The following is a 23561-nucleotide window of genomic DNA, read 5'->3' as shown; positions in this document are numbered from 1 at the left end:
CCTGTATTAACGGTTAAGATTCGGTGTTTTGTGAAGCGCCGGGACTGGTAGGATCAACAGCCATGGCTGCAGCATCCGGCAACAAGGAGGTCAAAGCTTCTGCGGTTTTAGTCCAGCGGGAAGAGGCCTGCAATTCAGCTCTGGACGGGTGCTTGCGCGCTCGCATGGACTCACGATCGGCCACTCCGGCAAAATACAGATCAGGGCTGAGTTGATCCAGCACAGATTGCGCGCCCTCGCGATTGTTACACACCAAGACCATGTCGCAACCCGCATTCAGGGAGGCTTCTGCCCTTTCAACATAATTACCCATCTGGGTCGCACCGGCCATGGTCAGATCATCGCTGAACACCACCCCGCGATACCCCAACTCATCCCTTAAGATGTCTTTCAGCCAGATGGGGGAGAATCCCACAGCCAGCTCTTTATCAACTTCTGGAAACACAATATGCGCAGGCATCACGGCGTCCAATTCGGACGACAGATCAACAAAAGGTTTAAGGTCTTTTTTCTGAATGTCACTCAAGGGGCGGGGATCAACGGGTAATTCAAGGTGGCTATCCCCCCGAACACTACCGTGTCCGGGGAAATGTTTACCGGTAACACCCATGCCAGCTTCTCGGGCGCCGGCAATAAAAGCCTTCCCCAGTTCAGCCACACGGGCCGGATCAGCGGAAAATGCCCTGTCGCCTATCACACTGCAAAATTCGTCATCCACATCCAGGACTGGCGTGAAGCTGAAATCCATGCCTATTGCCAGGACTTCCGAGGCTAATAGCCATCCACAATCCATCGCCAAAGCCAGTGCCGCATCGACATCTTGCTCATACAAGTGATCGAATTGCTGCATGGGAGGCAAGCGAGTAAATCCGTCCTTACAACGTTGGACCCGGCCACCTTCCTGATCCACGCAAATCAGCAGCTCAGCTCGCACGGCGCGAATATCGGCTACCAGGCATTCCAGCTGAGTGTAGTTTTCAATGTTTCGAGCAAACAGGATCACCCCTCCTACAGCGGGATGTCGCAGGAGATCTTTTTCTTCGGGTAGTAAGGAAGGACCAAGCAAATCCAGAACGACAGGGCCTAATGTCATGGGGAACCTCTTAAAACTTCAGTGCGACAAGAGCAGACGGCGAGAATAGCAGTATTGGGAAACAATTAATGATGCGAGGTTATCAGTCGGCTTTGTACCCGCAGTACAAAACCTGACAACCAACCTATACATCAGCGCTGTTCAGCATACCAGTGACGGCAGGAATCAGCAGACCAACCGCATCATCGACTGTACTGTCTTTATCAAAGTCGGCTTTCAGAATACTGCTGATTGAATCAAAGCTGGACAAGGTAAAGACCGACGCACCCAACATAAAATAGAGGCGCCAATAAAACACTTCCGGCTTGACTTCAGGCATTGCCTCACGCAATAAACCTGTGAAGCGAGAGTAATGATTGCCGTAATTGGCAATAATAAAGTGGCGCAGATGCTCTTGAGACTGGGTATAAGCCAATCCCAACAAGCGCATAAACTGGTTTGGTGACTCGCCCAGCCCATCCATAGAATTCAGCAACGTGGAATAGAGAATGTTGATGAGTTCATCCACCGTCAGTGTACGGCCTTCGTTCTTGGCCTGCTGACGGTCCAGCTCTGCATCAAGCCGCTCGCAGAAGGGATCCAAAAACTGGGCAAAGACAGCCTGAATCAGGGCTTTTTTCGAACCAAAATGATAGTTCACAGCAGCCAAATTCACATTGGCTGTACTAGTGATGGTTCTCAGAGAGGTTTCGGCATACCCCCGCTCGGCAAACAGTGCAGCAGCGGCATCCAGTATTCGTGTAATCGTATCCGGCTGGCTCATGGCCGTCCTTTCCATCATTCAAACAGGGTTTTGGAACATACGTTTAGACGATATTGATGTCAAGCCAAGAGCAGGCGCCAAACTTACAAATCCAACCATAGTGGCGCCCTATCCTGCAGAAGACCAAACAAGATAAATCATGACAAAACAGCTTTCACACAAATGATTTTTGCGTCAAATTTTTAGACCAATTTCTTCTCTGCAACTCAGCCGGAATAGCTCTGAGATGTAAAACCAGCGAGTCCCTTTTAGAGTGAAACTGAAAACGCTATAGAAATGAAGGGCTTAACCTATCTGTTGAAAATTACACTGAGCACACCTTCAAAACAGTGAGAAATCAGGTTGAAACGGGAGGCTTTCAACACGCCTCTCAAGCAGGTATGTTTTGATTACATTCTCAGAGATTAATAAAGAAACAGACGTCTATCGAAGAGCAGAATCACAAAAAGGAAGGTAACACTCAATGGCCTCAGTAAACCCAATCTGCCCTGCCATCATTGGGGAATGGTACCAGGACATCGTTGAAAACCTTTATTTTGAAGTTGTCGCCATCGACTATCAGGCTGGCAGCGTAGAGATCCAATACCACGACGGTGAAGTGGGTGAAGTGGATCTGGAAAGCTGGCCAGAAATGGTCTTGGTGCCCGCCTCTCCCCCTGAAGATGCCAGCGCAGCCTTTGAAATGTCGATGCCAAACAGCTGGAATGACGAATCAAACCTTAACCCCTGTAACTGGAACGACCCTCTCAGCCAAATTGAACCAGACCTGTTTCAGGGATCAGAAGAGTTTTAACCGCTACGATGAACTGCCCTCCTGCAGCTCAGCTCTGCGGGCGATATGATCCATCAGGATATCCCGCACCTCCTGGACACTGTCGACTACAGTAAACAGATCCAGCTCTTCACTATCAATGCACTGGTGGCCAGCCATGGTCGTTTTCATCCACTCCAGTAGACCTGACCAATAGGCCTTTCCTACCAACACAACCGGAAACGGCTCTACTTTTTGAGTCTGAACCAGTGTTAATGCCTCAAAGAGTTCATCGAGCGTACCAAATCCACCGGGGAAGATTACAAACCCGACTGCATTTTTCACAAACAAAAACTTTCTGACAAAGAAGTAACGGAAAGTGAGACTGACATTCTGGTAGGGATTAGCGCCCTGCTCTCTGGGGAGCGTAATATTCAGGCCTACTGAAGCACCTCCACCCTCAAACGCACCTCGATTAGCCCCTTCCATGATACCTGGGCCACCACCCGTAATAACCGGAATCTTTTCCTCTGCCAATAGCTGCCCTAACTCTCGAGACAGCTGATAATACTGGGTTCCCTCCTTAAAACGGGCACTCCCAAAGATGGTTACAGCACCTTTAATCTTGATGAGCTGCTCAATTCCATCCACCACTTCAGACTGAATCCGTAACACACGCCACGCCTCAGGCATTTTTGCATCTAGCATACAACCTCCTTAGCGCAACTAAACCTTCGGTAAAACAAGGGGTTACGCAGGCTTTACTCTAAGTATAGTTAACTTTGCTAAAAAAACTTGCACAGCGCCATTCACTGTATATAATCACAGTCACTGTATAAAAAATCAGGAAAGGCAAATTCTTATGATTAAGCTCACCGCCAGGCAGGAAGAAGTTCTCAACCTGATCAAGCGCAACATTGAAGAGACCGGCTATCCCCCGACTCGCGCCGAAATTGCCAAAGAACTGGGCTTTCGTTCAGCCAATGCTGCCGAAGAGCACCTGAAAGCACTGGCGCGTAAAGGCGCCATCGAAATGGTCGCCGGGGCCTCTCGCGGCATTCGCTTGCCGGAAGAAACTACAGGTATTCCTATCGTCGGACGCGTCGCTGCCGGTAGCCCGGTCTTAGCTACCGAACACATCGAAGAGTACTGCAGCATTCCGCATGACTTTTTCTCCCCTACTGCCGACTTTTTACTGCGTGTCACCGGTGAAAGCATGAAAGACATCGGCATCATGGATGGAGATCTTCTTGCAGTGCACAAAACCGATCAGGTTCGCAATGGCGATATTGTGGTTGCCCGCATAGAAGATGAAGTTACGGTTAAACGCTATCAACGAAAGCGCGGCTCGCACCAGATAGAGCTTTACCCTGAAAACGAAGAATTTAATGTTATCGAGGTTGACCTGAAAGATCAGGATTTCGCCATTGAGGGCCTTAGCGTGGGCGTTATCCGCAGGGATTAAAACACCTCCAAACCCGACCTAAATGAGATAACCGGGTTGCCAGAGAGTGGTACCACGCCTTAACAGCACAAACGATGAAACAAAGACTGGAGAACATCATGCCTATAGCAAGACAACTTCAACCTGAGGTTAACGCCTCCCCGGGCACCGCCAATCGGGGTCCGTTTCATCCTGTTGAGGCACAACCACAAGCAGCAGCGGCCACCTCGTCAATTACTGAGCTGGTGTTAACCCAACACAGTCCCGACGCACAAATGCTGCTACTCCCCATGCTTGCCCACTTAAGTCGTAATGCAGAACGCTGGATCACCTGGATTACCGATGCACCGGTGAATCGCGACGAATTAGCCAGTTACGGTGTTGATACAGACAAGGTTCGAATTATTCGCAGTCAATCAGATGAATCCACTCGGTGGATCCTGTGGGAGGCTCTGAATACAGGCACCAGTCACACGGTCATTGCCACACTGAATGAGCTGAACGAAAACAGTTTTCATCATCTGGAAACCGCTGCACAGGCAGGAGAAAGCCGCGCATTGCTGATCCGCTACCGCTAAGCGACATCGTATAAGTGAACGAGATAGGAATATTCGACAAGGAGGTCGACAGGTTTTCAAAGTTTTAAGCCCGGACAGAGTTCCAGGGCCAGAAAAGACCAGAAATGGAAAAACTCAGTGAAGTGTACGCTGCTCTGGTTCAAGTTCAAACTCAGCATAGTTCTGCTCAGCCAAATCCCCTACTGTTTCCAGCCCTGCTTCAATCATTGCCTTTACAACATCAAAACGAGCGTCTTTCAGGAAATCTTCCGCTTCTTTTGAAAACTTGATACACACCAAAGGCTCGCTTTCGTCTTCTCCCGCGCGACGCAAACCGACACCTCCGTCAGCGAGCTCGACTATTTCGTACAGGGCGGAAGACATAACAACTCCAAAAAATTCGAAAAACATGCGAAAGGAGTTGATCAGCAGGTTTCTGCCCTGTCTGTCCAAGCCAATGCAATTAGGTGTATTGAACCATTGTAACATTTATCCAAGATGGAATTCCAATTGCTGGCCCCGACCTGAGTGTCAAGCCACAGGCCATCAAAAGGTCTACTAGACGACAGGCACCTAAATCAATATTCCTCGAATGACTGACGCTGACGCTCAACCAGGCCTGACAATGCCGTCAGATAGCGCTTTACTCGCTCCAGAGATAATTCTTCTGTCTGGGCTGCAGATGCATCCATTGCAATCAACTGGGGACTGGAAGCGCTTACAGACGGATTGAGGACATGCCGTTCTGCCATAAAAAGAGGCGCAATCCACTCTTGGGACTTGAGCTCCTCAACCCCGGCCCCTTCAGGGCATGCATCCACCAAATCCCAAACCTGGAATATCCGTTCCGGGCTTTTCACCGCCAGGTTATGCCCTAGCTCTCTTAAATATAAACGACAGGCTACGGCCAGGTGAATCAGAGCACCTTGTAACAGTGCCTCTTCCTCCTGACGCCCGATATTACTTGCAGTCTCAAGCCATTGCACAGTCATTCGACAATGGGAGAGTTTTTGCTGAACTCGAGACTGATAAGGATTGCTCATGATTTACCCTCACATCTATCCGGTAAAAAGATTAGGATCTATTATATTCCATCGACCGAACCAATACTTCAGAGGTTAGCTCTCAAACTTTTCCTAATCCCTTACTTGAAAATGTTTTGGCATACACAAATGCTTGCCTGAAGTATCCAATTCTACTAAGCCTGAAGCCGGCAGACTGACTGTGTTTTATAAAAGCTGCACAGACACCTGGGACTTGAAATCATCCTTCAGAATCAAAAATGGCGCCCATGGCGCCATTTTTGATTCTTTGAGCACACTAAATACTAGCTGGCTTTCGTACTCTTTTTTGTTTTCTTTTTCGCCGGAGCTTTGGCTTTGCTGCCCTTGGTTGTCACAACCCAGCCACCGTTCTCGTAGAACGCCTTCCAACCAGTTGCTTTACCTTCAATCTCCGATTGAACGTATTGCTCTTTGGTTTTTCGGCTGAAGCGAACCAGTGTTGGGTTGCCGTCATCATCTTCTGTCGGTGCGGAAAACAGAAAATTGTATTTGGGATCGATCTCCGCTTTATGTGGCAATAACTCAGACACCAGTGGCGCCCGAGTTTCGCGATTCTTCGGAAACTGACTGGCAGCCAAAAACAGTCCAGAGGCCCCATCTCGCAAAATGTAGTGATCCTCTACTTTTTGACATTCGAGCTCAGGCATTGGAACCGGATCCATTTTCGGAGGTGCCGCTTCGCCACTCTTCAAAAGTTTACGGGTATTTTTACAATCCTCGCCGGTGCAACCGAAATACTTACCGAAACGACCGGTTTTCAGTTGCATTTCCTTGCCGCACTTATCGCACTCCAGCACAGGGCCATCATAACCTTTCAGTTTGAAGGCGCCTTTCTCCACTTCAAATCCGGGACAGTCCGGATTATTACCACAAATGTGTAATTTTCGGCTTTCATCGAGAAGATAGCTATCCATTGCGGTGTTACACAATTTACAGCGGCGCTTATTGCGTAACTGTTTGGATTCCGCCTCATCATCGTCGTCCGCATTGACGGCTTCGTCTCCGGACACAAGGTTCATGGTCGACTTGCAACGCTCTTTTGGCGGCAGTGCATATCCGGAACACCCCAGAAATACACCCGTTGTTCCTGTCCGGATCTGCATAGGACGACCACAAGTGGTACAGGGAATATCCGTCTCGGTGGGCTCATTGGGACGCATTCCACCTTCGTCATTCTGAGCATTCAGCAATGTGTTTGAAAAGTCTTTATAGAAGCGATCCAACAGGTTGTGCCACTCGACTTTACCATCGGCCACGTCATCCAACGATTCTTCCATGTTGGCGGTGAAGCTGTAATCCATTAACTCGGTAAAACTTTCGGTCAGTCGCTCAGTGACAATATCACCCATCTTGTCGGCGTAAAAACGACGTTTATCAACGTGTGCGTAACCCCGATCCTGAATGGTTGAAATGATTGAAGCGTAGGTTGATGGACGTCCAATGCCTCGTTTTTCAAGCTCTTTCACCAAGCTGGCTTCGGAATAACGAGCAGGCGGCTTAGTGAAGTGCTGATTCGGATCGATTTCCTTCAGCGTCATGGCATCGCCAATGGCAAGTTCTGGCAAAACAACATCGTCGTCTTTCTTACCCGTAGGTGGCTGAACCTTGAGGAAACCATCAAAGCGGATAACGCGGCCGCGAGTCTTCAGTTCATAGTCACCGGCAGAAGCTGTCAGAGAGGTGCTGGTAAACTCCGCAGGTGTCATTTGACAGGCGACGAATTGCTGCCAGATCAATGTGTACAAACGCTCGGCGTCACGTTCCATGCCCGTCAATTGTGTCGGCTTGGTCGTAACGGCAGAGGGACGGATCGCTTCGTGAGCTTCCTGCGCGCCCTCTTTACTCGAATAGCTGTTAGCGGACTCCGGCAAATACGGTTTACCAAATTGCTCCAGAATAAATTCACGGCAGTTTTCAACCGCTTCTTTACTCAGGTTAGTGGAGTCTGTACGCATGTAGGTAATGTAACCAGCTTCGTAAAGACGCTGCGCCAGCATCATGGTTTTCTTGACGCTGAATCCCAGGCGAGTACTCGCCGCTTGCTGCAAAGTGGAGGTAATGTAAGGCGCACCGGGCTTGGACTTGGTGGGCTTATCTTCACGCGCCGTTATGCTGTAAGAGGCCTTTTTCAGTGCCTCCACGGCAGCCATGGCATCTTTTTCACTAAGCGGCTTAAACGCTTCGCCTTTACAACGTCTCACCTCAAAACGGACATCATCTCCGCCCGCTGATTTCAGATCGGCAAAGACATCCCAGTATTCTTCCGGGATGAAAGCTCTGATTTCACGCTCACGCTCTACCACCAAACGCACAGCAACGGATTGCACGCGGCCAGCAGACAAACCACGGGCAACCTTTTCCCACAGCAACGGCGAAACCATATAGCCCACAACACGGTCTAGAAAACGACGTGCTTGCTGAGCATGCACGCGGTTCGTGTCGATGGGTCCCGGTTGCTTAAACGCTTCCTGAATAGCGCTTTTGGTAATTTCGTTAAACACCACCCGACGATAGCGGGATTCATCACCACCAATAGCCTGCTGTAAATGCCAGGCAATGGCTTCCCCTTCTCTATCCAAATCCGTCGCGAGATAGATGGTGTCGGCTTTTTCAGCCAACTTTCTTAACTCTTCAACAACTTTCTCTTTGCCAGGAAGAATCTCATAGTGGGCAGCCCAACCGTTTTCAGGGTCGATCCCCATACGCTTGATCAGCTGTTCCTTGGCCTTTTTCCGCTTGTGAATGACCTTATCTTCAGGAGACAACTTGCGGGTGATGGCCGCCTGACGAGCCCGCTCTTTCGGGTCCACCGTGCTTTTTGCTCCACCACTGGTCGGCAAATCCCGGATGTGGCCAACACTCGACTTCACAATGAAATCGCTGCCGAGGTACTTGTTGATTGTCTTCGCTTTTGCGGGGGATTCAACAATAACTAAGGATTTGCCCATATCTTCCTTCTATTAATACTCAGTTACCGGTTTATAACTGCCGTTAACCATTAACTTCACTGCAATTCGATTATGGCCTGATTTTCAGTTATCCAACTGAACACCGACCCTGTCGGGATGCGCATGTATAATTGCTTGCCCTCCGAGGGTCAAGCCATCTTGTGGATTTAAGTGCAAAAAGTCGAAAAAACCAAATTTCTGAGGTTAATTCATACTCCCAGGCTTCCACTTCTTACTTTTCAGGATAGTTTTCAAGCTGTCGCTCCCTGTCTTTCGAAGCCCCTGAAAAGCCCTTCTTTTTTACAGATAGCACAGTTTCAGGTGGATTGAAAAGACCCGTCTTTCAGAATGACTGGGGAATTTACCTATCGACACTTCTAAAGATCCCTGCTCTCAGGCCGTTACTACAGGTATCGGGGAAATTTAATTCAAAGATATTCAACTATGTCTCCACTATCCTATTTGGTTATTTTCTGCGCACTTGCTGTAGGCTCCCTTGTGGTTGTCAGCATTGTGAACGAACGAGAAAATCGCCAGCGCATTTTGAAGCAGAAGCTTCGTCAAATGCGTTTTCAGGTTCAAGATATGGAAGAGCTTGTGCTGGAAGTCAATCAGCTCACAGAAAAGCCGATGATAGCCAAACTACTCAATGACGAAATTCTCGAGAGAGTCTTGGCAATGAAAGAAGCAAACCCCGATGCGGGGCACCTGCAAGCCAGTCATCAAACTGCTCTGGCGCGACTTCAGGAATTTGAAAATCCATCCACACTCTCTGACCGTCCCCCCATTGACCGACTCAGAAACAGTGACGCTCAAATTGCACGTTCACAACGAGCGCTGGAAGAAGCCGGGATCATCATTAAACGCCAGCAGAATCGAGGGAAAATCACCCTCGAAGATATGAATCTATTGTTATTGGAGTTGAACTGGGCTCACCTGATGATTGGTGTGATTTCCCATGTAGGACAAGGACACAAAGCGATACGAAGACGAGACTTGCTGTCCGCTCATGCGTTTTATAAAAAAGCTCAGCAATTGCTGATTCAATCGTCACATCCAGACACGCGACGGCATGAATTCATCAAGGAAGTCTCTGAGATGTTAAATAACAATCGCAGCGCGATTTCGCCACGATTGATGCCTGAAACCCACCTAAACCCTGGAGAAGAATCAAATCAAAGTGCTTTCATCAACGCATCCTTTCCCGACCAGGAAGACACCGAAGAGTCTTTGAGCTTTGACAAACAGAACGCCCTGCGCGCCTGACAAATACGGCGTGGCTGAGCTATATCCAGCTCGCTCGCCATGCCACCAAATCACTCGTTGGCGGGCGCTGAAGCCGCTGAAACCGAAAGCTTTGACGAGGCCTGTTTAAGCCAGTCCTCGATTTCTCCAACGACACCCTCTCCACCACGTTCATCCCAATAACAGCACAGTCCCTGGGGACCAGAGGAGACTGCAATCACACGCTCTGGCACAGTATCCAGACATTGTTTCAGGGAGTCATACTGGACGCGGTCAGCTTTCTTATCCCAGTCCCAGCGACCGTAAAAATGCAAACCATGCTCATACTTTGTTTTGACCAGCACCCAAGCGTTTCGGGCATCCTTTATGTCCGCCCAAGGCAGGCAATAGCTTGGAATGGTCTTCGTGTGCCAATCGCCCTCCGCGGCGTCAGGATAAGGCTGCAAATGCACTCGCAACCCATAATCCATCGCCAATTTACGCAAACTAGCTTGCCGACGTTGCGCGGGTGTGGGCTGCATCAACAGAATGGGCCCTAGAATTAACGCCACTGCAGCCAGGCATATGATGATAGGGATCCACATGGGCAATTATCCTTTCGTGAGAACGTAGCCCCGAAAAGCTCTCATCCGCAAGAGCAGACTGAGCCGATGGGAATGTTCTCTAGTTTTTTTTTAAACATGAGTCTAGTATGAACTTTATCTATAACCAAACAGGTTAATAAATTGTAACAACTAAACCCTAATTAGCCTTAGTCCACGATCCATTGCTCTTATCGGTCGTTGAAGAGAAATACTGCAAAAGCGAAACAAGGAGTTAATCATGACCAACTACACACAAATTCTCGTCAGTCTTGACCTCAGCGAGGAATCCAAGCAGGTTCTGGAGAGAGCCGTCACACTGGCCAGTGCCAATAATGCCAAACTGTCTTTGGTACACGTTGTTGAGCCTTTAACCTTCGCCTATGGTGGCGACATTCCGGTTGATCTCACCGAGATTCAGGAACAACTGCAAACTCAGGCAAACGAGCAACTGGCCTTATTGGCAAAGCCTCACAACATTCCTGCTGATGCGCAGAACGTTCTGGTCGGGCAACCTGTTGCCGAAATCCATGAGCTCGCCGATCAGCTTTCCGCGGATCTAATTGTTGTCGGCAGCCATGGACGCAAAGGACTAGCGCTGCTACTGGGCTCAACAGCAAACGGCGTGCTTCACGGAGCCAAGCGGGATGTCTTGGCAGTGAGAGTTCAAGACTAGTCGCCTGAGCTTAAAAAACAATCAATATAGCTGGCCCGCAACATCAGGCCAGCCGCTTCACATGGCTTCCAGCTCATCCCAGCGGGCATACTTTGTCTCGAGCTGTGCCTGAGCCTCCTCAAGCTTGGCTACGACGGCATCCACCTTTTGATGCTCCTGCTCATAAAACCCCGGAGCAGCCATTTCAGCCTCAATTTCAGATACCTTCTGTTCCATGCTCTCGATCTCAGCAGGTAAAGCATTCAATTCACGCTGAAGCTTATAGCTGAGTTTGGTCTTGGGAGGTTCCTGAGCCCCAGAAGAGGCGTTGGCATCAGCTGCCTGGCTTTCTCCCTTGCCAGCCGACGGCGTCTTGTCGACATCCCGCCCCGTCTGCTCACCCTCTGTGTTCCACTTACCACCCTGTCGCAACCAGTCTTCGTAGCCACCTACGTACTCACGCACCTGTCCACCACCCTCAAAAGCAATGGTGCTGGTGACTACGTTATCCAAAAACGCCCTGTCGTGACTGACAAGCAGAATCGTGCCATCAAACTGCCCAAGAATTTCTTCGAGCAACTCCAGAGTTTCGACATCCAGATCGTTTGTCGGCTCATCCAATACCAGAAGATTACTAGGTTTGCTGAACAATTTCGCCAGCAGCACACGATTTCGCTCACCACCGGACAACGCCTTCAGAGGGGTTCTGGCCCGATCGCCGGTGAACAGAAAATCACTCAGATAACTGATGATATGGCGGCTTCTGTCGCCGATGGTAATACTGTCCCGACCTTCCGACACGTTATCAACCGCATTCTTTTCCAGATCCAGCTGATCACGCAACTGATCGAAATAGGCAATTTCGATATTTGTGCCGCATTGTACCTTGCCTTCGGTGGGAGTCAGCTGTCCCAGAATAATCTTCAGTAATGTACTCTTTCCGGCACCGTTGGGCCCGATAAAACCAATCCGGTCGCCCCGAATGACCGTGGAAGTAAAACGGTCAATCACCCAAGCCGCGTCATCGGCAAAGCGATGACTGACATTCTCCAATTGGGCTACCAGCTTGCCAGACAGGCCGCCGGTGTTGATTTCGATCTTGGCATTACCCTGACGTTCACGACGCTCTGAACGCTCAACCCGCATGGCCTTCAGTGCCCGTACACGGCCTTCATTACGGGTCCGGCGAGCTTTGATGCCCTGGCGGATCCAGCCCTCTTCCTCTGCCAGACGCTTATCGAAGAGCGCATTGTGACGCTCTTCTTCCAGTAACTGTTGCTCCCTAAACTCCAGAAAGCTCTTGTAGTCGCCGCTCCAGCTGCGGATGTGACCTCGATCCAGCTCCACAATATCCGTTGCCAGACTCTGTAACAGAGATCTGTCGTGGGTAATAAACACAACGGCTCCGCGAAATTCGAGAACCTGCTTTTCCAGCCATTCAATGGCCAAAACGTCCAGGTGGTTCGTCGGCTCATCCAGTAATAGCAAATCTGGATCCATCACCAGAGCCTTCGCCAGCGCTACTCGACGGCGCCAACCGCCAGACAGCTCTGCCATGGTTTTGTCCGCAGGTAGTTCCAGGCGAGTGATAATAGTGTCTACCCGCTGTTGGAGGCTCCAGCCATCCTGGCTGTCGATACCCTGCTGTACCTTGGCGAGCTTATCCAGCGCTCCCTCCTCTTCGATATGCGCTAGCAGATGGTGGTATTCGGCCAGCAGTTTTCCAGCCTCGTTCAATCCGCTGGAAACCACATCGTAGACGCTCAATTCATCGGCTTCAGGCAGGTCCTGCTCCAAACGAGCGATTTTGAGAGTGGGCTGTCGCCAAACACTGCCGTCGTCCAGTAATACATCGCCAGCCAAGACTTTAAGCAGGCTCGACTTACCTGCGCCATTACGCCCAATCAAACAAACCCTTTGCCCTTTATCAATGGACAGGTCGATACCATCCAGCAAAATTTGGGTGCCGTAATGCAAACTGGCATTTTTTAACTCAATCAAGGACATAATGCGTACTACCTGAACGGGAAATTTGGAACCTGAGAAGATCAGGGGCGCCATACTACCTGCAAAGCGCCTCCGAAGCACCTGCCAAAGCAGGTCTGCTACGCCACGAAACATCCACCCCACTGGTCAGTCACCTGGCTTGATGCAGCGAATAACGCCAGATAAACAAAACGTCAAAATAGTGATGAACTTTTCGCCGGAATGATGGCCTATAGCAAGGCAAGGTCGAGACGCTCTGTGTTGGTCAATTCGTCACCAAAGGTAATCCTGCGCCAGCAAGAGATAACAACCGATAAAAACTCATAATGAAAACTGACAAGTAGCGAACCTCTAACTACCATCTTATATAAAGACAATCCGGCTCACCGGCTCAAACTTTAATTAAGACTCTAATTAAGACAGCGGTTTGAATCCTGGTTAATACAGCATTCCGGCAAATCAACACATTAATACGTCATAGCCAGGTAAACGGCTTTCTACAACGCCAGACTCTGAGAATTATAGGTATATGAGTCCATTGAATTACGTGAAAAGCTCTCTTACCCCTTCCTGCCCCAATTCTTGCACACCCTCAATTTTGCAGAGGGCAAAGCGAACTTTGACGACAGGTTTATGCGTCCTTTTGACCATAACTCCAATCTCTCCAAGCCTCGCCGAAGAAACGACATCTCGTACAACTAAAGCCTCGACTGCTACCAGCTCATCAACGCCTGCTATTCCACAGCTGACTGAGCAAGAAAAAGTCGAGGCAGCCCTGGTTCTTAAAAAGCAACGGGAGGATTACCAAAAAGCACGCAACGCGCTGCGAAGAGGACAACTCACAACCTACAGAACCTATCGCGATCGGTTAAACACTTACCCGTTGGTGATTTATCTGGACTATTATGAGCTTCAAAGAAATCTGGATCGCCGTCCCGCGGACGAAGTGAAACACTTTTTGGAGAGCAATCAGAATTCATTCCTCAGCGAACGTTTGCGTTCAAGCTGGCTAAAATCACTGGCACGTCAATCCCGCTGGCCTGAGTTTCTCGAATTTTACACACCCAATATCACCTCAACAGAGCTTCAGTGTCAGGCTCTGTCCGCCCGATTAAAACAGGGTGATCGCAGTGCACTACAGGAAGTTGCCCCACTATGGGATGTTGCCCAATCTCAACCAAAAGAGTGCGACGACCTGTTTGACCAATGGATGAAATCCGGCGGGCTGACGCAGGACATTGCCTGGAGCCGTTTTCAAAAAGCTCTGGATGCCGGGAAAACCTCCCTCGCGCAGTATATCTCGAGAAAACTGACCTCCCCTTACGATGCGCTCGCGTCTCTTTCTCTCCAGCTCAGGAACTCACCGCAGACCATTCGACAACACAGCCGTTTCCGAGGACAAAGCTCTGAAATGCAAGATGTGATCTTGTATGGGCTAAGTCGTTACGCCCGCCAAGATCCAGTCAGAGCGGTAAAGGAGTGGCAATATTACGACAGCGAACAAACATTTAACCCTGAAAAACGGCTGAAAATTCAAGAACAACTGGCTATACAGCTTGTACGGAAAAACAAGCAGGAGGCCGCAGACAAACTGATGGCCAGCGTGCCGCAAATCAGCGACGGCTACGTCGCAGAACGGTTAATTCGGGAATCGCTGAAACGAATGGACTGGGTGCAAGTCTACCGCTACCTGAACCAGTTATCGCAGGAAGAGCAGGAAACTGAGCGCTGGTTATATTGGCGTGCTCGTGCACTTCAGCATATGGATGTGAAAGCTGTTGGCGCTAATGATCCGCAACAGATCTACAACCGTCTGGCAAACGAGCGTAGCTTTTACGGATTTTTGGCCGCCGACCAGCTAGATCGCCCTTATAAACTGGGTGACATTCCGGTCAATCCAGCCCCGCAAGTTCTCGCAGCGGTTACCAACAATCCCTCAATGGTGCGGGCAAAGGAACTCTACGAAATTGGAGACTTTCTGAACTCAAACCGCGAGTGGTATTACATGGGGAAACAATTCACACTAAAAGAAGAACACCTTGCGGCAGCGAAGCTGACTGACCAATGGGGCTGGCACCAAAAAACCATCATATCTCTGGCAACAGTCAAAGCCTGGGACGACCTGAAGCTGCGCTTTCCACTTGCCTACAATCAGCAGTACTTTTCTGCCGCCAAGAAGAACCGGGTATCCCCTCTACTCCTGCTGGCCATCACACGGCAAGAAAGCGCTTTTGCTGCTACCGCCCGCTCACCGGCCGGAGCCATGGGGTTAATGCAGCTCATGCCGCAAACGGCGAAGGAAACTGCGCGCAAAGCTGGTGTCAGGTACAGCAAAAGCCGTCTCTATGAACCCGATACCAACATATTGCTGGGTAGCGCATACATTACGGAGCTTCTTGACCGGTTTGATGACAACCGCATTCTTGCCGCAGCAGCGTATAACGCAGGACCGTACAGAGTGAAGCAATGGCTCAGACGCTCTGACGGACAACTCCCGTACGATGTCTGGATTGAAGTTATTCCATTCAAGGAAACCCGCAAGTACGTACAAAATGTACTCGCGTATTCTGTGATTTACGGGTATCGGACCGGTACGATTCCGCCGATGCTAAGCTCGACAGAAAATCAAAAAACGCTCTAAACGCGTGGCACCCTGAAACAAAGAGCGTCCTAGAAAGGATGCCGGGTTACGTGAGTCGCCCAGATTGTATTTGCGTTCTCATATAACCCTGCACCTTTTCTGCCAGTTCATCGGGCTGGAACTTGGACAAAAAATCATCACAGCCGACCTTTTTGACCATTGCAAGGTTGAAACTGCCTGACAAGGAGGTATGCAAAATCACGTGTAAATCTTTAAGCGCCGGGTCCGATCGAATTTCATGGGTCAAACGGTAGCCGTCCATTTCAGGCATCTCGGCATCCGTTACCAGCATCAGATACTCACTCTGGACATCAACGCCCTGCTCCGTCAGTTCCTTCAGATGACGTAAAGCATTCAATCCATCTGGCTGGTACACCGTCTCAATACCAATGTTTGACAAGGTCGCACTGGCCTGCCGATAAGCCGTAATAGAGTCATCGGCCATCAGGATCTTCAACTCTTTTGACAGCGCGTAGTCCACCAATTCATGATCCAGGATCTCTTCCGACACGTCGGTTTCGTAAGGAACAATATCCGCAAGCACCCGCTCAACATCCAGAATCTCAACAATTTCATCATCCATCCGGGTAATGGCGGTCAAAAAATGATTGCGCCCCGCGCCTTTGGGCGGCGGAAGAACCAGCTCCCAATTGAGATTCACAATGCGATCTACTGCCCCTACTAAAAAGGCCTGAATACTGCGGTTATACTCGGTCACAATCAGATTGCAATTCTCCTGATTTTTTAACGAGCGCCCACCGATGGCTGCACTAAGATCAATCACTGAGATCGTCTGATTGCGTAAATGAGTCACGCCCACAACGTGGGGATTACTGTGGGGCAAAGCGGTCAGCTTGGGTAAATTGACGACTTCCTGAATTTTGAACACGTTCAGTGCGAACAATTGCCGGCCAGCCAGCCTGAACATCAATAACTCAAGCCGGTTTTCACCCACCAGCTGAGTGCGCTGATCCACTGATTGCAAAAGTTTTGACATAAAGCTCGACCCTGACAGATTCAAAATTCAATTTAGGACAAATTGGGTGTGTCCTATAACGTCATCGGCCGAAACAGAAAAAGCTTAAACTCAGACGCTTGATATTGAATCGAGGGATTTGATATTAAATTCAGTGGCTTGATGGATAAAGAGAGCGTGCAGGGGGATTCGGAAAATTAGCTGGTAAACAGTTGGGCGAGCTGCTCCTGAGTAAATGGCCAACCCAATTCCTGCTCCGATCCTTCAAACCGAACCACAGGAATACGGATTCCGTAGCGCTCAACCAATTCATCGTCATTGGCAATTTCTATCTCTTGCAACCGGCAATCGAAATGCTCAAGCACTGGCCAAGCCAGAACTTTTGCGTCTTCGCACAAATGACAGCCTAAAGTTGTGTACAGGTAGAGAGTTTTTTGCATAGTTCAAAACCGGTGTGAATCCATCGAGAAGAACTCCAAGTTTAACAAAACCCGCTTCTCTCAGATACCGGAGACAGAGTGATACCTTGGCAGACTAATACCTTGGGAGGTTTATATCTGGGGAGGTTTATACCTAGGGAGACCTATACCTAGAGAGACCTACACCTGAGGAGACTTATACTTGGGCAAAACTACACCCGGTATCGACTAATCTGAAAGCGCAGAGGCGGTGAGTTTCTGAAGCCCTGCCGTCCCTTCGGGATCGAATATCTGACTTAACTGAACCAATAGATCTTCTGGCTGCTGGAAGTGAGAGGCGAGCGCACGACTTTCCTGCAAGCCATGGGTAAATGTAGCCAGCGGTCTCAACTTCTCAGTCAAATGACTTTCCCCCTGTTGAACCTGGCCATAAGCCTGTTGAACACGCTGGACAGACGGTTCATTCATGCTTTGGACATAACGGGCAATCTCATCGCTGTTATAATCGAGATTTTTGGCAAACTCGAAAGCTGCTGAGCCTCCCTCTGACTGAAATCTCTCTGACAGGCCGGCAAACTGATCCAGTAAATGCCCCAGTGAAGCAATATCACTTTCGCTCAATGAGCCATCTGTAGAAAGACTGTAGCGTTCACTGGCTTCGGCATAGTCCAACAAGGCTTCAACGCTCTGCAACTGTTCCAAAACAGACTGGGACAGACTTCTAGAGATGTCACTTTTTAGACTGGTTGCCTGAATATCAACCTGCCTGCCATCAGCAACTGTCAGTGGAAAACTGAAATCCTGGTGGGTATTGATGCCCTCTGAGGACTTAACACCCTCACCTGCCACAAACTGCTGTTGCAGCTCCTCAGATCCGGCCAGCACATTGTCGAATGTCAGTTGCAGCTCGGCACTCAGCTCCGGAGTCATCAAGCCCATGTTTTCAAGCTGTTGGGCTGCGTCGGAAAAACCTTTCTTAAACCCGTCCAGCCCCGCCTGAATTCTTGAATTCAACTCCTCACTTGTCGCTCCATCCTGCGTATCACGCTGCAACTGAGCCTCTATGAATCCCAGAACTGCGGCTGACGCCTGTTCAGCTCTCTTAGCAGCGCCACTGATTTCACCCGCACTGCTGGCGCTGTCCACGCCCACAGTCGCAGCAGAGGCAGTGGTTGCTGAAGAGGCGGTTGTTGCAGAAGAAGAACGGGATGATGTTATGCCCTGGCTTTGCTCAAACGCCTGAGAATTAAGAGCCTGATACCGTTCGGATTGAATAAAAACTGCGGACGGAGAGGAGTTGGTACGATGCTGAACCTGAGATTCAGCCTTCAACGGCTCAGCGCTGACGGACTTAGAGTTGACGGACTTAGCGTCCACAGCGGATGAGCTGCTCAATACCGACGATGACTGTGGTAATACAGACGATAACACAAAAACCTCTTCTGCCAGATACAGGGCTGATATCCCGTTATCGGCAAAAGATGAATAAACTTAAGACTAAAACATAGACAAGACTATGAATCAGAATGTGCACTGCCGCACAAAACTCAATTGGCAGTGCAATTCCAGATCATACCGACGCGCTCAGATCAGCCCGTTTTGCCACGCCAGATAAGCGCCACCGCCAATCACTAGCAAAAGCAACAGGCCTGTCACGGCTCCCACAGAACTCGATTTCGACGTTGGCTCGATGGTTTCAACTGCTGCTGCAGCCTGAGCAGCAGGTCTGCGATTGGAACCCGACTGGTGACGCCTGATTGTATCTTCACGAGAACCCGCTGGTACTTGAGACTTTCCACCAGCCCCGGATTCAGGAGTTCTGGCGGGTGCCATGCGTGGCCCCCCTTTCGGCACCGAGCGCAACGTGGTTTTATCCAGATCATCCGAGGGTCCGATGACACCAAAACTGAGAGTGTCAAAACGCAAATCATCACCACGCTTAATCCGTGCTTCAGTAATGCGCTGGCCATTGACAAAAGTACCGTTGGAAGACCCCAGATCTTTGACATACATCAGACCATCCTTGACCACCATTTCAGCGTGGCGGCGGGACAAGTGAGCTGCGGCAAGAGTGATATCGCACTCATTGGAACGCCCAACCAGAGTTTTCGCCTTTACTGGGAACACCCGGTTTGCTAACGCAGAATGATTTGCTTTAAGCGCCCAGCCAGTGCTTTCTATTTGGCGGGGAATCGTTGGTGTTGACTGAGACTCCTGCTTGGGATCAATAACCTGTAATTCGGTATCACCAATACGGATGCTGTATTTAGGTTTTAATATGATCAGCCGTCCCTTGGGAACAGGCTTGCCATTGATGAATGTGGTATCGGAATCATTGAGAAGCAAGAAGTGTAACTGCTCATAATTCACTCGAATTTCTGCGTGAACATCTTTAATACTGGCATGATCAATGACCAGATCACACGCAGCACTGCGCCCAATAGTCACTTTAGGCTCAACAAGCCACACCGCATTTTGTTTATTATTGGTAAAGCGGAGTTTGAGCATAGACGGTATTTCCCCAATTACAATTAACTCAAAATGCATTCGATGATGCATAAAAGCCTTTAGTCTATCAATAGGTTAGGTGAAATAATTCACTTTATTGTCTGCCAAATCCCAGTAATATACGATCTTGGAAACAGGCGGGGTTGTTCTGACTTAGGTCATCCTTCGTATCGGTTTAGATTCATCTGGGCTCAGTACAGTGTAATACGCAGAAAACATGCAGCGCCTTGTGCCTAAAACATGCAGTGCCATGTGCAGAAAACTATAAACGACAGAATTTCGACACAAGTGCCGGAGCCCTACTCAGCACACAAATCATGAGCAAAACTGAAGAGACCTAACGGACTGATTATGCCGCCACTTCAATCCCACTCGGTTACCGACAAGGGACACTACCGGGACAACAACGAGGATTGCTTTCTCAGCAAACCTGAGGAAGGTCTATGGGCAGTGGCTGACGGCATGGGTGGTCATGAGGCAGGCGAAGTCGCCAGCGCCATAGTCAAGCGCACCCTTAATGAAGCCTCCAGCCGTGGTCGCTCTCTGGAAAACGCCATTGTCACATCTCATAAAGCGGTTCTGAAAGCCGCCAATAAAGGCGAAGGCGTTTCAGGTATGGGGTCTACTGTGGTTGCTCTTAACAGTGACGACAACGACTACCAAGTCTCCTGGGTTGGTGATAGCCGGGCATACCTGTGGACCGAAGAGAGGGATGGTGGCCGTCTGGAACAGCTCACAGTCGATCATTCCTACGTGCAAATGCTGCTGGCCTCGGGCGCCATTGGCCCCGATGAAGTTGACCATCACCCCGATAAGAACATCATTACACAGTGTATTGGTTCACTGGAAACGCCTCAGATCAAGGTCGACACGGTCCGCGGCCAATGGCAAAAGCAACAGTGGATTATTCTCTGCAGCGATGGTCTGACCGACGAAGTCGACAATGCCACCATTGCCCAGATCCTCTGCCACACCCGTACCCCTAAAGAAGCCTCGCAAGCCCTGCTTAAGCAGGCTATGGAAAACGGCGGGCATGACAACATCACCGTTCAGGTTATTGAGTCTCCCCTCTTCTCCCGCAGTGTGTTGCACAAGCTTCGGGACTGGTTGCCACGGGTAACAGGAAACGACTGGATTGATCTCAGTCTATACAGTCTGGCGCTCTGCAGCGCCGCGCTGATTGGCTACTGGACACTCAAATGAACCGGGAAATATAACGTTAATGCAGATTCCCGGTTACCGAATTATTCGCAAAATCAATCAAGGCGGTATGTCGACTGTCTACCTGGCTATACAGCTAAGCGTAGGCCGCGAAGTCGCCCTGAAGGTAATGTCTCCTGCTCTGAACGCAGATCCTGTCTTCAGTGAGCGCTTTCAGCGTGAAGCCAATATTGTTGGTCAGCTATCGCACCCACACATTGTCTCGATCTACGATATTGGACGCTATAAAAACCTGAACTACATCGCCATGGACTATCTGGCGGGTGGCTCAGTTCATGACAAAATGAGCTCCGGACTCAGTGCCACAGAGGCGCTCCGGATCACGGAAGAGATCGCAAACGCACTGGATCATGCCCACGAAAAAGGCTACATCCATCGCGACATCAAACCGGAAAATATTTTATTCCGCGAGGACGACGCCGCTGTATTGTCGGACTTTGGCGTGGCCAAGACAGTCAGCAGTGCGTCGCGGATGACCAACGCTGGCACCGTGGTCGGGACTCCCCACTATATGAGTCCGGAACAGGCACGAGGAAAACCAATAGACGGACGCTCAGATCTGTACAGTTTGGGGGTGGTCTTTTACGAGATGCTGACCGGCAGTGTCCCCTATCGCGCTGAAGAAGCGGTGGCCATTGCCATTAAGCACCTAACTGCGCCTATCCCCAAGCTGCCCGCACAGTATTCCATATTTCAGCAACTGCTTAACAAGCTGCTGGCCAAAGAACCCGATGATCGCTATCAGCGTGGACGTGAAGTGGTTGAAGCCATTCAAAACATCCAGGGCAATCGCAATAACACCAACCCACGCTACCTCACCGAAACAGAGCCTACAGCCATACAAATTGTCTCGCTGTTTAAGGCCCTGATACTCACCAGCTTTGCCGCGATCTCCAGCCAGATCAGCGTCCTTGGTCAGTGGCTATTCAGTTGGCGCTGGACGCCCAGACGAGGCGTATTTCGCCACCCTAATGTCACCGTCACCGAAATTCGCACAAGCTCCGAAACCGCAGAAGATGACCGCGCAACCGTGGTTTCCACACGGGTACAAAAAGCGGCTCACTACCAAACGGTGCAAAACAAACGACTGGGACAAGTCTTGCGTGGCGTCTCTCTGGCGGTTTTATTAAGCGTGATCTGGGTCGCAGTCAGCATGACCATCAGTCGATTTAATGTTCCGTTTAAAAACAACCTTCCACCGGAAGTGATTTCAGCGACTGAATTTACTGATCTTTGGGTGAACGACCAGCTTTTGGAACCGGAACCCGAGAGAAATGCCGACTCAACAACGCCTCCGGAAACGCTAGCTGAAGAGCCGCTGGTGGTCCCCTCTGCCATAGAAACCGACATCCCCATGGTCGAGGACATTCTCGAAGGATTGCCAGTCGAAGAAGCACCGCCAGTGACTCCGGAACCTCCACGCTTCGAGCTCACGGTTAACGCAGCCCCGATTGACGCACGGGTGCGGATTATGAATATTCGTGAGCAGTATTATCCCGGCATCCCCTTACTGCCCGGCCGCTACCATGTTGTGGTCGACAGTAAAGGTTATGACCTCTATGAAGAGTGGGTAGAACTGACCGACGAAAACAAATCGTTGAACGTCTCGCTGCGCAAAACACCCGTACCTGGCGCCACCTTTTACAATGATCTGGCCGACGGTCGAAAAGGCCCCTCTATGGTCATTGTGCCATCGGGAAGCTTTATGATGGGCAATGCCGGGGACAGCACCACATCGCCCACTCACAGGGTACGCTTCCAAAACCCATTTGCGGTCAGCCAATACGAGATTACCTTCGCCGATTACGAGCACTTTGCCAATGCCACTGATCGCGCTGTGCCCTCCGACAACCGCTGGGGCAAAGGCAGTCGGCCCGTGATTAACATCACTTGGCAGGACGCAAAGGATTACGTTACCTGGCTGCGTGACGCAACCGGTCGAAAATACCGTTTACCGACCGAGGCCGAGTGGGAATACATTGCCAGAGCAAACACCAGCGAAGACTATTGGTGGACCGGCAGCAGCGAGAAAATGGCCAACTGTCGCCGTGGTTGCGACAGTGATTTCAACAATTTCTTCCGAGCCAAAACAGCCCCGATTGGCAGCTATCCCAGCAATCCGTTCTCAGTCTTTGATACCTCCGGCAACGTGGCAGAGTGGACCGAAGACTGTTATCAGGATCACTACCTTGGCGCGCCGCAAGATGGCAGCGCAATACAGCTGGACAGCTGCCCTCTGAAGAGTGTCCGTGGAGGCTCGAAAGACAGTCCGGCTGCAGAAATTAAGAACTACTCGCGAGACAAACGAGATCCATCAAAGGGGTATGACGATGTCGGATTTCGAGTTGTTGTGGATTTGTACTAAAGCTTAATAACAGCGCCAGACAATTCACAACAACGCCAGATAATCCATAACAACGCCTACATAAGACGTTGTTGTTGAAACTCTTCTTCCAGTTCACGAGACGATTTCGCGGTCAGGTTTTTATTGATTTCTTTCACCACCAAGCCGGATGTGGCGCTATCCATAGCTGAGCGCAAACGGCCGAGAAAAGCAGGTGGTGCCACTAAAACCAGTTGATTGAATCGACCATCAATCCGTGCACTGCGCAGATTGGTCGCCAACTCACCGGCAAACTTATCGGCTTCGTGATCAGTGGCACTGACTTCGGGTGCAGTTGCGCGCTGCTGCCCCTGTCCAGCACTCTG

At 50.0% G+C, this 23561-nt stretch carries 21 protein-coding genes; 8 read left to right on the top strand and 13 right to left on the bottom strand.

The genetic code is table 11. The annotated features are described in order from the left end of the window. Positions 1–13 precede the first annotated feature (13 nt). Positions 14–1093: a beta-N-acetylhexosaminidase gene (gene nagZ, locus ACTG33_RS05395; protein WP_439134171.1), complete on the bottom strand. Its 1080-nt coding sequence runs from the start codon at positions 1091–1093 to the stop codon at positions 14–16. 124 nt (positions 1094–1217) lie between these two features. Beyond that, entirely contained in the window at positions 1218–1856 is a 639-nt protein-coding gene (locus tag ACTG33_RS05390) for a TetR/AcrR family transcriptional regulator (RefSeq protein WP_439134170.1), read from the bottom strand. Between the two features lie 463 nt (positions 1857–2319). Here ACTG33_RS05390 and ACTG33_RS05385 point away from each other — a divergent pair, with 463 nt between their 5' ends. Continuing rightward, a complete protein-coding gene (locus tag ACTG33_RS05385) occupies positions 2320–2649 on the top strand; it encodes a DUF6763 family protein (RefSeq protein WP_439134169.1) in 330 nt (109 codons plus the stop codon). 3 nt (positions 2650–2652) lie between these two features. Here ACTG33_RS05385 and ACTG33_RS05380 read toward each other — a convergent pair whose 3' ends face one another. Continuing rightward, entirely contained in the window at positions 2653–3315 is a 663-nt protein-coding gene (locus tag ACTG33_RS05380; RefSeq protein WP_439134168.1) for a TIGR00730 family Rossman fold protein, read from the bottom strand. Between the two features lie 154 nt (positions 3316–3469). Between ACTG33_RS05380 and lexA the strand changes: the two genes are divergently transcribed. Then, positions 3470–4072 (top strand): transcriptional repressor LexA, encoded by a 603-nt coding sequence (gene lexA, locus ACTG33_RS05375; RefSeq protein WP_439134167.1) that lies wholly within the window; start codon positions 3470–3472, stop codon positions 4070–4072. Between the two features lie 98 nt (positions 4073–4170). Beyond that, entirely contained in the window at positions 4171–4629 is a 459-nt protein-coding gene (locus tag ACTG33_RS05370) for a cell division inhibitor SulA (protein ID WP_439134166.1), read from the top strand. 114 nt (positions 4630–4743) lie between these two features. Here ACTG33_RS05370 and ACTG33_RS05365 read toward each other — a convergent pair whose 3' ends face one another. The 3 genes from ACTG33_RS05365 to topA form a co-directional block, all read right to left on the bottom strand. Beyond that, positions 4744–4992, bottom strand: coding sequence for a hypothetical protein (locus ACTG33_RS05365; protein WP_439134165.1), 249 nt, complete (start codon positions 4990–4992; stop codon positions 4744–4746). 194 nt (positions 4993–5186) lie between these two features. Further along, positions 5187–5651: a hypothetical protein gene (locus ACTG33_RS05360; protein WP_439134164.1), complete on the bottom strand. Its 465-nt coding sequence runs from the start codon at positions 5649–5651 to the stop codon at positions 5187–5189. 284 nt (positions 5652–5935) lie between these two features. Next, a complete protein-coding gene (gene topA, locus ACTG33_RS05355; protein WP_439134163.1) occupies positions 5936–8620 on the bottom strand; it encodes a type I DNA topoisomerase in 2685 nt (894 codons plus the stop codon). Between the two features lie 444 nt (positions 8621–9064). On the opposite strand from topA, the gene ACTG33_RS05350 reads away from it, so the two are divergent. Further along, on the top strand, positions 9065–9886 hold the full coding sequence (locus ACTG33_RS05350) for a hypothetical protein (RefSeq protein ID WP_439134162.1): 822 nt from the start codon (positions 9065–9067) through the stop codon (positions 9884–9886). Between the two features lie 50 nt (positions 9887–9936). Here ACTG33_RS05350 and ACTG33_RS05345 read toward each other — a convergent pair whose 3' ends face one another. Beyond that, positions 9937–10449: a hypothetical protein gene (locus tag ACTG33_RS05345; RefSeq protein WP_439134161.1), complete on the bottom strand. Its 513-nt coding sequence runs from the start codon at positions 10447–10449 to the stop codon at positions 9937–9939. Between the two features lie 238 nt (positions 10450–10687). Here ACTG33_RS05345 and ACTG33_RS05340 point away from each other — a divergent pair, with 238 nt between their 5' ends. Then, the gene (locus ACTG33_RS05340; protein ID WP_439134160.1) at positions 10688–11122 is read left to right on the top strand and encodes a universal stress protein; all 435 of its coding nucleotides are present in this window, start codon (positions 10688–10690) and stop codon (positions 11120–11122) included. Positions 11123–11179: 57 nt separating this feature from the next. Here the strand turns inward: ACTG33_RS05340 and ACTG33_RS05335 are convergent, their stop codons facing one another. After that, positions 11180–13108, bottom strand: a complete 1929-nt coding sequence (locus ACTG33_RS05335) for an ATP-binding cassette domain-containing protein (RefSeq protein WP_439134182.1) — start codon at positions 13106–13108, stop codon at positions 11180–11182. A 622-nt stretch (positions 13109–13730) separates the two neighbouring features. On the opposite strand from ACTG33_RS05335, the gene ACTG33_RS05330 reads away from it, so the two are divergent. Next, positions 13731–15728 (top strand): transglycosylase SLT domain-containing protein, encoded by a 1998-nt coding sequence (locus tag ACTG33_RS05330; RefSeq protein ID WP_439134159.1) that lies wholly within the window; start codon positions 13731–13733, stop codon positions 15726–15728. A gap of 46 nt (positions 15729–15774) precedes the next feature. On the opposite strand, the gene ACTG33_RS05325 is transcribed toward ACTG33_RS05330, so the two are convergent. The 4 genes from ACTG33_RS05325 to ACTG33_RS05310 all read right to left on the bottom strand — a co-directional run bounded on the left by ACTG33_RS05325 (position 15775) and on the right by ACTG33_RS05310 (position 19631). Then, positions 15775–16725 (bottom strand): chemotaxis protein, encoded by a 951-nt coding sequence (locus ACTG33_RS05325; protein ID WP_439134158.1) that lies wholly within the window; start codon positions 16723–16725, stop codon positions 15775–15777. Between the two features lie 176 nt (positions 16726–16901). After that, positions 16902–17144, bottom strand: a complete 243-nt coding sequence (locus ACTG33_RS05320) for a glutaredoxin family protein (RefSeq protein ID WP_439134157.1) — start codon at positions 17142–17144, stop codon at positions 16902–16904. 207 nt (positions 17145–17351) lie between these two features. After that, complete coding sequence (locus ACTG33_RS05315) at positions 17352–18554, bottom strand: DUF5610 domain-containing protein (protein ID WP_439134156.1); 1203 nt, start codon at positions 18552–18554, stop codon at positions 17352–17354. Positions 18555–18707: 153 nt separating this feature from the next. Beyond that, positions 18708–19631, bottom strand: a complete 924-nt coding sequence (locus ACTG33_RS05310; RefSeq protein ID WP_439134155.1) for an FHA domain-containing protein — start codon at positions 19629–19631, stop codon at positions 18708–18710. Positions 19632–19982: 351 nt separating this feature from the next. Between ACTG33_RS05310 and ACTG33_RS05305 the strand changes: the two genes are divergently transcribed. Then, positions 19983–20834: a PP2C family protein-serine/threonine phosphatase gene (locus ACTG33_RS05305; RefSeq protein WP_439134154.1), complete on the top strand. Its 852-nt coding sequence runs from the start codon at positions 19983–19985 to the stop codon at positions 20832–20834. A gap of 19 nt (positions 20835–20853) precedes the next feature. Continuing rightward, entirely contained in the window at positions 20854–23217 is a 2364-nt protein-coding gene (locus tag ACTG33_RS05300) for a bifunctional serine/threonine-protein kinase/formylglycine-generating enzyme family protein (protein ID WP_439134153.1), read from the top strand. A 56-nt stretch (positions 23218–23273) separates the two neighbouring features. Here the strand turns inward: ACTG33_RS05300 and ACTG33_RS05295 are convergent. Beyond that, on the bottom strand, positions 23274–23561 hold a 288-nt coding region (locus tag ACTG33_RS05295), incomplete at its 5' end, for a host attachment protein (RefSeq protein WP_439134152.1).

The sequence above is a fragment of the Pseudomaricurvus sp. genome (assembly GCF_965662505.1).
In the GTDB taxonomy this organism is placed as follows: Bacteria; Pseudomonadota; Gammaproteobacteria; order Pseudomonadales; family Cellvibrionaceae; genus Pseudomaricurvus.
Note: the sequence above shows the minus strand (reverse complement) of the source record. Positions and strands in the feature narration are given on the sequence as shown.

Bases quoted from the DNA above. Each gene is read 5' to 3' on its own strand.
- ACTG33_RS05345 (WP_439134161.1), bottom strand. From the start codon at position 10,449: ATGTGGATCCCTATCATCATATGCCTGGCTGCAGTGGCGTTAATTCTA.
- ACTG33_RS05335 (WP_439134182.1), bottom strand. From the start codon at position 13,108: ATGTCCTTGATTGAGTTAAAAAATGCCAGTTTGCATTACGGCACCCAA.
- ACTG33_RS05380 (WP_439134168.1), bottom strand. From the start codon at position 3,315: ATGCTAGATGCAAAAATGCCTGAGGCGTGGCGTGTGTTACGGATTCAG.
- ACTG33_RS05360 (WP_439134164.1), bottom strand. From the start codon at position 5,651: ATGAGCAATCCTTATCAGTCTCGAGTTCAGCAAAAACTCTCCCATTGT.
- ACTG33_RS05325 (WP_439134158.1), bottom strand. From the start codon at position 16,725: ATGTCAAAACTTTTGCAATCAGTGGATCAGCGCACTCAGCTGGTGGGT.
- topA (WP_439134163.1), bottom strand. From the start codon at position 8,620: ATGGGCAAATCCTTAGTTATTGTTGAATCCCCCGCAAAAGCGAAGACA.
- ACTG33_RS05350 (WP_439134162.1), top strand. From the start codon at position 9,065: ATGTCTCCACTATCCTATTTGGTTATTTTCTGCGCACTTGCTGTAGGC.
- ACTG33_RS05310 (WP_439134155.1), bottom strand. From the start codon at position 19,631: ATGCTCAAACTCCGCTTTACCAATAATAAACAAAATGCGGTGTGGCTT.
- ACTG33_RS05365 (WP_439134165.1), bottom strand. From the start codon at position 4,992: ATGTCTTCCGCCCTGTACGAAATAGTCGAGCTCGCTGACGGAGGTGTC.
- ACTG33_RS05320 (WP_439134157.1), bottom strand. From the start codon at position 17,144: ATGCAAAAAACTCTCTACCTGTACACAACTTTAGGCTGTCATTTGTGC.
- lexA (WP_439134167.1), top strand. From the start codon at position 3,470: ATGATTAAGCTCACCGCCAGGCAGGAAGAAGTTCTCAACCTGATCAAG.
- ACTG33_RS05300 (WP_439134153.1), top strand. From the start codon at position 20,854: ATGCAGATTCCCGGTTACCGAATTATTCGCAAAATCAATCAAGGCGGT.
- ACTG33_RS05390 (WP_439134170.1), bottom strand. From the start codon at position 1,856: ATGAGCCAGCCGGATACGATTACACGAATACTGGATGCCGCTGCTGCA.
- ACTG33_RS05370 (WP_439134166.1), top strand. From the start codon at position 4,171: ATGCCTATAGCAAGACAACTTCAACCTGAGGTTAACGCCTCCCCGGGC.
- nagZ (WP_439134171.1), bottom strand. From the start codon at position 1,093: ATGACATTAGGCCCTGTCGTTCTGGATTTGCTTGGTCCTTCCTTACTA.
- ACTG33_RS05385 (WP_439134169.1), top strand. From the start codon at position 2,320: ATGGCCTCAGTAAACCCAATCTGCCCTGCCATCATTGGGGAATGGTAC.
- ACTG33_RS05305 (WP_439134154.1), top strand. From the start codon at position 19,983: ATGCCGCCACTTCAATCCCACTCGGTTACCGACAAGGGACACTACCGG.
- ACTG33_RS05340 (WP_439134160.1), top strand. From the start codon at position 10,688: ATGACCAACTACACACAAATTCTCGTCAGTCTTGACCTCAGCGAGGAA.